The following is a 10,189-nucleotide window of genomic DNA, read 5'->3' on the forward strand; positions in this document are numbered from 1 at the left end:
TTTGAAATAGAACTAGGAAATTTATTATTAGAAACTATTAGCTTTAATGATGCTTACGAAAACTTTTATCATGGATTTTTAGCTGGTGTTTTATCAGGTATGAAAGGGTATATAGTAAAGTCTAATAGAGAAGGTGGTACAGGAAGAAGCGATTTATTTGTAAGAGCTGTATCAAAACGTGGTATAGCCATTGTTATAGAATTCAAAATAGCAAAACATATAGATGATTTAGAAAAAAGGGCAGAGGATGCTATAAAACAAATAGAAGATAAAAAGTATGACATGGAACTAAGAAGCGAAGGTTATAAAAATATTATCAAATATGGAATAGCTTTTTATCAAAAAGACTGCTTAGTTAAAATGGGCTAAAAGAATATAGATTAAAGAAGAGCAAAGAAACCATAATATCAAATATTACCCCTAGCGCTCCGTTAGGGGTAATTAGTGCTGAGGTTAATAAACCTTATTTTTCATCAAGTTCCATATAATCTTCAACTAAATGCCCACATTCAGGACATTTATAAGTATCAACTACATATGAAAATTCTTCTTTAACTTCAGAATCAGTGCCTTCATTTAAAATTTCAAAATCAGTACCTTCTTCATGATTAGTTAAATCCATTACTTCTACTATACATCTTGGACAATACATTGTATTCATCTAAAAATACCTCCATAAAAACTGATTTATATTTATAATACGGAAAGGCACCTATCAAAAGATAGGTGCCTTTATTGGGCTAGCGTATGTTTATGCGAGATGCATAAATTTCACTAAACTCATTATAATACAAAAACTTAATTCTGTAAATAGAAAATTAAAAAAAATTGTACACCTCTGGGTTTTTGAGTGGCTAGTTAGCCACTCTTTCTATAAATGAAGTATTATCCATATAAGAAGTTCAAATAACAAATAAATATAGTGAAAAATAAATTAAAATAAAAAATCTTAAAAAAATATTGAGAAATGTAAAAAAATGTAATAAAATTAAGAAGAACTAAATAGGCAAAACTAGGGAAATCTAGTGACGCAAAGCTATAGGGGCTAAAGTAATTACTAAGCCAGCCAGTTGCCAAAAAGTAATATACTTTTTGTCTATATAAACAATCAATATTAATATAATATTGAGACTTTAGTATACAGAGACTATCCTTTTTGGATAGTCTTTTTTGGCAATAAAACCTATAAAACTAAAAAATAGGGGGAATTGTTATGAAGTTCAAAAAACTAGCAATAGGTCTAACTGTTATAGTAGCAGTTAATGCAACTACACCTACAATAAAAGTATTTGCAAATGAAATAAGTAACAAAGCATTACAAAGTGAAATAACTCAAGAACATAATTCTGTTATGGAGAATTTTAAGGGAATTGAAAGTAATGAAAACTTCAATGGTTACAAAGCACAGTACAAAATAGCAACTAAGGCTACAGTTAAAGAATTTGATTTAGTAAACAATGAAGAGTACAATAAATTATTTAAAATGAATTCATCTAATATAAAATCTATAAAAAATAATGCTGGACACTACTCAGCACAAAATATAGAAAAAGCAGTAGATGGAGATTTAAATACCTATTGGGAAACCAACAAAGCTAACACATCTGAATGGAAAAATGAAGTAGAAATAGAGTTTAAGGAAACCACAGAACTAAACAGAATAGTATACGGAGCAAGACCTACAGATGGAAAAGGATTTGCACAAGAATTTAAAATATATGGATCAAAAACTACAACAGGAGATACTTATGAACTTGTAGCAACAGGCGCATATAACCAAACCAAAAACCTTATAGAAGCAAACTTTGAGCCAACAGAGTTTAAAAGAGTTAAGTTTGTATTTGAAAAATCTAATCAAAATTGGGCAACAGCTAGAGAATTTATCTTCTACACAGAAGACAAATTAACGGATGAAATAAATAATATATTCACAGACAAAACTTACTCACAGCTAAAAGAAGAGTACAGAGACATTAATAAAATAAATGAATTACAAGCAAAAGCAATGACACATCCATTAATAAATGAGTTAAATGAAATATTGGAATTAGCCAAGCTATCATTAAATGAAGATACAAATTACTCAAAAACTACTATAGTTGCAAATCAACATGGAGATATGAAACGTCATGCAACAAGTGTATTATCAATGAATAGCTTTGGTCAAAACCTACAAGCAACTGGATTATATGCATTACCAGGACAGAAGGTAACAGTATATGCAGAAGTAGATTCTTATACTACAAACATGCCAGTACTTCAGTTTTCGCAAAATGAAGGTACATGGAGAGGTTGGAGAAAAGGCGTTAAACTTAAGCCAGGAAAAAATGAAATAATAGTACCAAGCATTGACTTAAGCGTAAATCACCCTACAAACCCTAAAGCAGGAGGTGCTATATATATAGAAAACCCATATACTATAGAGCAACAAGGTAAAGCACCAGTAATAAGAATAGAAGGAGCTGAGAGGTTCCCATTCTTCAAAGAAGGTGACAATGAAGAAGAATTCATAGCCTTTTTAGCAGAGTACAAAGAAAAATTAGATGAAGATAATCAAACTGGAGCTAAGAAAGTATTAGACATAGTAGATATAGAATCAGACAGAATGCTTTTATCAGGAACAACAACAGGAGCTTATGATGCTTATATCACAAAAGGTGTAAAACCTAGCGAAACAACAACTTTCTGGGATGAAAGTATGGAAGAAATTTTTAGATACTATGGTTTAGACGGAAGTAGTGAAGTACACGATCCTAAATATATAAAAGAGCACATAAGGCTTGCGCAACCATTTGGATACATGTATGCATGGGTAGACCATGTTGGTGTTCAAAAAGATGTCATGAGTAGTATGTTAAACCCTAAAGCAGTGAAAAGTGGTTCTTGGGGATTCATACATGAAATAGGGCATAGAATGGACACTAGAAATCGTGTATGGGGAGAAGTAACAAACAACATGCTTTCTATGCAGATGGGACATGTATATGGTGCTCATGCAAATAGAGTACAATACAGTGAAATCTACAAAAAAGCTGCACCAAACATAAGAGAAGACCTTTATAATAACGGTAGATTTTTTGAAAGCTTAGGAATGTTTTGGCAGCTACAATTATACAATGATTCCTACTGGACTGAATTAAACAAGCTATACAGAGAAAGAAAACCAAGCCCAGCCAATGAACAAGAAAAAATGGATACACTTATAGAGTATTCATCAGAAGTTTTAGATAGAGATTTAAGTGAATACTTCTATAGACATGGATTTAGAGCTAGTGAAGAAAGCAAAGCTAAATTAGCACAAACTTACAAAAAGCTAGAAGATAAAGTATGGTATATAAATGATACTGCATATAAATATAAAGGTAGTGGTATAAACAAAGAAAGCAAACCAACTATAGAAAGTATTGATACAACTGGAAAAATAACTATATCATCAAATATAAACAAAGATGAATTATTAGGTTATGAGATAATAAGAAATGGTGAAGTCATAGGATTTACAGATAAAAATACATTTATAGATGAGACTAAAGAATCAGGTGCAAAATACAATTATCAAGTATTAGCCTACGGAAAAGATTTAAGTACATCAACAATAAGTGATGAAGTAAGTAACTTAAGACCTAATATAATACTACAGCAAGAACATATATACCTAGGACTAAAAGAAGAATTTAACCCATTAGAATATGTAAAAGGACAAAATTATAATGGAGAGGATATATCCCAAATAGTAAAAGTAGCTCACAATGTAGATACCACTAAAAAAGGAAAGTATACTGTAAAATACACTCTAGAAGATAGCAACGAAGTTTTTGAAAAAACAATGACAGTAGAGGTTACTAGTGCTACAGATTATTTATCAGACAAAAACTGGGAAAGTGTACAAACTCAATACGGAACACCAAGAAAAAACACTAATATAAAAAGTAGAGTAAATGGTGATATAAAAGAGTTTGACAAAGGTATAGGCATACATGCTAATGGAAAAATAGAATACAACCTAGAAGGAACTAATTATGAAAACTTTGAAGCTTTACTAGGAGTTGATACATCAATAGCTGCTCAAGATAGATCAAGTATAACATTCAAAGTAGTAGGTGATGGACAAGTTTTAGCTACAACTAAGATATTAAAGTATAACGATAATATGGTTCACATAAACGTTCCTATCCAAGGAATTAAAAACTTAACTATAGAAATAAATGATGGTGGAAATGGAAACTCATCAGATCATGGTATAATAGCTAATCCTAAGCTTACTACTAACAACAAAAAACCAGAATTAGAAATAGAAAAATCTACAACAACAAAAGTTGGAGAACCTATAGAAGATTTAGTAGGTAAAGTAGTAGCAACTGACACCGAAGATGGTGACTTAACACAAAAGGTAATAGTAAAAGGCCATGAAAATATAAACTTCAATAAACCAGGAGAGTATAAACTAACTTATTCAGTAACTGATAGTGACAACAACACAACAACTAAAGAAAGAACAATATCAATAATTGATGAAAGAGACTATACTTACCTAACAAAGTATGACTGGAAAAGTGCAGTACAAAGCTACTCTACAACAAGAAAAGATAAAAGTGTAAGTGACAAAGCAATAAGACTTACTAACAAAAACAATGAAGAAGTAGTATATGAAAGAGGAATTGGTGCACATGCTAATGCCACAATAATATACGACTTAAGTAACAAAAACTACAATTACTTCACTTCATATATAGGTGTAGATAGAGAAATGTACAACAGACCAGGAAGTGTATCTTTTGAAGTATATGTAGATGGTCAAAAACAATACGATAGTGGATTAATGCAAGCAAGAGACCCACAAAAATTTGTAGAAGTTAATATACAGAATGCAAAAGAATTAAAACTAGTTGTAAAAGATGGTGGAAATGGAGTAGGATCTGACCATGCATCATGGGGAGATACAAAGCTTTACTATGCAAATGAGGAAAGAGCAGATATTACAAAATTAAAAGAAGCTATAGAAAAAGCAGAAACCATAGAGTCTGATAACTACAGTGAAGAAAGTATAAATAACTTAACTACGGTAATAAATCAAGGAAAAGAATTAATCAAGGCAGACTTTACAAACCAAGCACAATGTGATGAAGCTGTAAAGAATATAGAAAATGCTATAAATAATTTAGAAACTCTAGACAAAATAATTGAAATACCTGATGAAGCTCTTAAAAAAGACATAAAAAATGAACTTGGAATAAAGGATAGAGAAATAACTCTAAGAGATATGCACAACCTAGTATCTTTAGAGTGCTCATCAGGGTATGCTAGAAGTTTAAAAGGCTTAGAAACTGCTATAAATTTAGAAAGTTTAAACATTGATTACAATGAAGTAACTGATTTATCTCCAATAGCTAACTTAAAGAAACTAACACACTTTAGTGGAGCAGAAAACTTTATAATGAATCCTAGTTCTCAAATAAAACTTGTAGATGGTAAGTTTGTTATAGAGAATATGGTAAAAGATGTTGATGGAGAGAGATTACTTCCAAAAGAAGTTACATTAAATCCTAATACTAATCCTGTGAAGCTTAATTTAGAGGAAGTATTAGTAGGAGGTAAAGTACTGATAGACTCTAGTTTAATTAACAAGACTGGGGCAGTAGAGGTTGTTTATGAAAGTAAAACACATAATTTTGAGTTATATACACTTTCATTATTATCAGTAAAATAAAGGGAAATCCCTATAGCGTAATTTACGATATAGGGATTTTTTTGTTTTCAAAATTATTAAGAAATACAAACAAAGAACTAAGTAAAATATTATTAGAAAGTGGAAAGAATATAAGCAGCATAGTAGACTTAGATGAAGTTATAACTGAATTTATAGAATATACAGAAAGAGAAGCAAATAATATATATTAGAGATATACTTATAAGTAAGGAGGGGTTAAAATGAGTAAAATAAATATTAGTAATCCTAAATATAAATTCCTAGATGAAAATTTAACCATGTATAAGAAGAAAAATATCATCACAGAAAATCAATACAATCAAATAACAGATTTATATAATATAAAATACATTAATCCTATACAAATATTCACAATACTAGGTGCAATACTCATAGGCCTTGGAGTAATCATATACATAGGTAGTAATTGGAATAACATAGATAACATATTCAAACTATCAATCATCATCCTAATCTATCTAATAACAAACCTAGTGTCCTACAAAACATCAAACAAATACAAACGAACAAGCAAAAGCATATTATACCTAGGTATCCTGATATACGGAGCGGGAGTAATGCTAACTCAAAATATGTTTAACTATAATGTAAGCTTTATACCTAGTGGACTACTTTGGATACTTGGCATACTGCCCACTGTATATATATTTGAAGAAGAAGCCATGTACATATTCTCATGTATACTTACGCTAATATTCTCATTCGTATATATACAATCATATCCTTACATGCTATTAGTAGTATACTTGTTAATCTACTTTATAGGAATGAATAAATTTAATAATTTTACACTAGGGATATTAGCAAGGGAAATAGTGTTGTTCTCACTGATACCACAGTACCTTGACAAATATGGACTCAAGGATATACATATACTATTAATAATGCTGGCAATAGGGGTAGTTATTAGAAATTATAAATTCAGAAACCATAAAATAGTTTATGAATTATTAGGATTGGTACTGATAGGTATATGTGGACTTAGCTTAACATTCTCAGAAATATGGGCAACAATTTTCATCAAAGATATATCAACGGTTATAGCCTATGGAATAGGACTTAGTTATTTTGTATATTTCATTTACCAATCAGTCAAAGGAAATTTAATTTGCATAATTCCAATAATAGCATTGGTAATAAGGTATTTTTCAGATTCATTGTTGTTATCTTTTTCTAAATCATTATTATTTATAATAGTAGGAGGCATACTCCTAGCAATTGGATTTTATATAGAAAAAAATATCAATAAGAAAAGGATGTGATGAGGCGTGAAAAATATCTCTAAAAAATATTTGGCAATAAGTATTTTACCAGTTCTTATCTTATTATATATATCTATAACACCCATCGTGACCAACAACATAGGTAAAGAGATAAATATAAAAGGTAGCATATATCCTAATATAGGTGGCGATGTATCATATGTAAATTATGATATCAACAAAGTAGCAATAGATAGAGCACCAGAAGTTTATTCAAAATATGCAACTAGCTATGAAAAATTAGGTAAATATCTCAACAAGACTATCTACGTATTATTAAAAGAAAATCAAGGATACTATGAAGTGGATTATGCGACTTTTGACAAACCAAGTGATGGTGTTGTGTATCTTAAAGGTAAGACAATATATATTGGGTATGATGGAGAAGATAAATATAATCCAATTGAAAAAGCATATTTAGCTGTGAAGTATACATTAGATGAGTCTGTAAATAACAAACAGATAGATAAAGATATTGAAAAAGAGTATATGAATGATAAGGATAAGAATGAGGTAGACATTGATGTAAAAATAAGGTTGTATAAAGGATACGGGCTAGTTAAAAGTATAACAAATAACACTAATACGCAATAATAGAGCAAATAATAAATATGTATTATTATGGGAATTAAGGGTAGTGGAGTTGTACTATATTTGAAGGTTGGATATAATAAAGATATGAGTATAGCTAAAGGAGGTAAAACTATGGAAAAAAAACCACTACCTATAGGTATAGATAATTTTGAAATGTTAATAACAAGAGGTTATTATTATATAGATAAAACACTACTTATAAAAGACTTACTAGATAACAAAGCATCAGTAAACTTATTTACAAGGCCAAGAAGGTTTGGAAAAACTTTAAATATGAGTATGCTTCAATATTACTTTGAAGACAGAAGAAATGAATTTGATGGAAGTAAGAAAGATAATACTTATTTATTCGATGGATTAAACATAATGAATCAAGAAGATAAATATTTAAGTTACATGGGTAAGTATCCTGTAATTAACCTTTCTTTAAAATCAGGTAAACAACCTACATTTAAAATGGCTAATGAATCAATAATAGATGAAATAATAAAAGAATATACAAGACATAGATACATTCTAAAAGAGGACAAACTATCAGATGGAGAAAAACAGGCTTATTTAAATATATTAAACAGAACAGCAAGAGATATAGATTACGCAAAATCTCTAGAACTGCTAAGTAGATGCCTTGAAAAACATTTTAATAAAAAAGTTATTATTTTAATAGATGAATATGATGTACCATTAGAAAATTCATTCTTTGAAGGATTCTATGATGAAATGATTAAATTTATAAGGTCTTTATTTGAATCATCACTTAAGACAAATACAGCCTTAGAGTTTGCTGTAATTACAGGATGTTTACGTATTTCAAAAGAAAGTATATTCACTGGACTTAATAATTTAGAGATAATATCTATATTAAATAAATCCTACGACGAATACTTCGGATTTACAAATCAAGAAGTAGAAAAAATATGTGAAGATTACTCAATAGCAAACAAATATGAAGTAATCAAAGAGTGGTACAACGGATATACATTTGGAGAAGCAAATGTATATAATCCTTGGAGTGTAGTACGATTTGTAAAAGATGTAGTAATTAATCCAAAGGTATTTCCAACTTCATATTGGGCAAATACTAGCTCAAATAGCATAGTAAAAAGCCTAATAGAAAGATCTGATGATAAAACTAAGGGTGAAATAGAAGCCTTAATAGAAGGAAAAACTATAGAAAAGCCTATTAACGAAGATATAACCTATGATGAAGTATATGATACTATGGACAACTTGTGGAACTTCATGTTTTTCACTGGATATTTTAAAAAGATTAGCGAAAGAATGGATGAAGAAGAAAATAGATTTGTAGAATTAGCCATTCCAAATAAAGAAGTAAAATATATATTTAGAACCAAGATACTTAAATGGTTCGATGAAAAGATAAAAGCAGAAAACCTATCAACCCTGTACACTGCTATTATAAAAGGTGATGTAGAATTATTACAAAAGGAAATAAATAGACTCTTAAGAAAAACAATAAGTTTTAATGATGCCTATGAAAACTTCTACCATGGATTTATAGTAGGAATTTTATCTCATATGGATGGATACATAGTAAAATCCAATAGAGAAAGTGGAGATGGCAGAAGCGATATATTCATTAGGCCAGTATCAATATTTGATAGAGCTGTAATTATAGAAATAAAAGTATGCGACAAACCAAGAGAAATATTTGCTAAGTGCGATGAAGCCTTAAATCAAATAGAAGAAAAAAGATATGCAGACGATCTTAGAGAAGAAGGATTTGATGATATAATAAAGTATGGATTCTCTTTTTATAGAAAAGACTGTGTAGTTAAAATGAGCTAAAATAAAATCTCTATATCGTAAATTGCGATATAGGGATTTTTTTAGTAAATCTCAACACAAACATGGTATTAATTTTTAAAAATAATATATTTTAAATAAAAAATGAAAAAAACTTGCAAAAAATGAATAATATATTGATATTAGATTAAGGAAAAAGTTTGCAAGGAGATTAATTTATGTTAAATAGAGTAAAAGAAAAATTAATAGTATCATGTCAAGCATTACCAGATGAACCACTACATAGTTCGTTTATAATGGGAAAAATGGCAAATGCAGCAAAAATTGGTGGAGCAGTAGCAATAAGAGCTCAAGGTGTAGACGATATAAATGAAATAAAGAAAGTGACAGGATTACCAATTATAGGAATAATAAAAAAGAATATGATGATTCTGAAATTTATATAACATCGACGTTAAAAGAAGTTGATGAATTACTTCAAACTAAATGCGAGATGATAGCACTAGATGCTACTGACAGAGTTAGGCCAAATAAAGAGAGTTTAGGTGACATTATAATATAGTCAGTGCTGGAGAAAATATAGCAGTATTAGGTCCTGTAGGTACATTTTTATATGGATTTTTAATGAGGCTTTCGGGAGAAGTAGGGCTTCATCACATGATATATTAAATTAGAAAAACTACTTATACAATAATTGAGCAATTTGGATTAGTTAGAGAAAAGCAAATGGAAAGTGCTAAGTGCTGGAATGAAGTAGTTAAAATATCTAGGGAATATTATGATGAAAATAAAAAATGGATAAGCAACTATGATATTCAGAAGTTGGTCAAAGGTAGAT

At 29.4% G+C, this 10,189-nt stretch carries 7 protein-coding genes, 1 pseudogene and 1 riboswitch; of the genes and pseudogenes, 7 read left to right on the forward strand and 1 reads right to left on the reverse strand.

The window, feature by feature from the left end:
• The coding region (locus tag ACRC03_RS09430; RefSeq protein ID WP_438652313.1) for a PD-(D/E)XK nuclease domain-containing protein at positions 1-369 on the forward strand (369 nt) is incomplete at its 5' end.
• A gap of 94 nt (positions 370-463) precedes the next feature.
• On the opposite strand, the gene ACRC03_RS09435 is transcribed toward ACRC03_RS09430, so the two are convergent.
• The gene (locus tag ACRC03_RS09435) at positions 464-661 is read right to left on the reverse strand and encodes a hypothetical protein (protein ID WP_438652314.1); all 198 of its coding nucleotides are present in this window, start codon (positions 659-661) and stop codon (positions 464-466) included.
• 334 nt (positions 662-995) lie between these two features.
• Positions 996-1,078: riboswitch (cyclic di-GMP riboswitch) on the forward strand.
• A 135-nt stretch (positions 1,079-1,213) separates the two neighbouring features.
• On the opposite strand from ACRC03_RS09435, the gene ACRC03_RS09440 reads away from it, so the two are divergent.
• From ACRC03_RS09440 to ACRC03_RS09465, 6 genes and pseudogenes are all read left to right on the forward strand, one after another.
• Positions 1,214-5,707, forward strand: a complete 4,494-nt coding sequence (locus ACRC03_RS09440) for an NPCBM/NEW2 domain-containing protein (protein WP_438652315.1) — start codon at positions 1,214-1,216, stop codon at positions 5,705-5,707.
• Positions 5,708-5,748: 41 nt separating this feature from the next.
• Positions 5,749-5,898 carry a hypothetical protein gene (locus ACRC03_RS09445; protein WP_438652316.1) on the forward strand — a complete coding sequence of 50 codons (150 nt, stop codon included), beginning with the start codon at positions 5,749-5,751 and terminating at the stop codon, positions 5,896-5,898.
• Positions 5,899-5,928: 30 nt separating this feature from the next.
• Positions 5,929-6,990 carry a DUF2157 domain-containing protein gene (locus ACRC03_RS09450; protein WP_438652317.1) on the forward strand — a complete coding sequence of 354 codons (1,062 nt, stop codon included), beginning with the start codon at positions 5,929-5,931 and terminating at the stop codon, positions 6,988-6,990.
• A 6-nt stretch (positions 6,991-6,996) separates the two neighbouring features.
• Positions 6,997-7,584, forward strand: a complete 588-nt coding sequence (locus ACRC03_RS09455; RefSeq protein ID WP_438652318.1) for a hypothetical protein — start codon at positions 6,997-6,999, stop codon at positions 7,582-7,584.
• A gap of 27 nt (positions 7,585-7,611) precedes the next feature.
• Complete coding sequence (locus ACRC03_RS09460; protein ID WP_438652319.1) at positions 7,612-9,393, forward strand: AAA family ATPase; 1,782 nt, start codon at positions 7,612-7,614, stop codon at positions 9,391-9,393.
• 176 nt (positions 9,394-9,569) lie between these two features.
• Positions 9,570-9,907, forward strand: a pseudogene (locus ACRC03_RS09465) (N-acetylmannosamine-6-phosphate 2-epimerase); the annotation flags it as partial.
• Positions 9,908-10,189: the final 282 nt, after the last annotated feature.

It is taken from the genome of Romboutsia sp. (genome assembly GCF_051659545.1).
Classification (GTDB): Bacteria; Bacillota; Clostridia; order Peptostreptococcales; family Peptostreptococcaceae; genus JBOFOR01.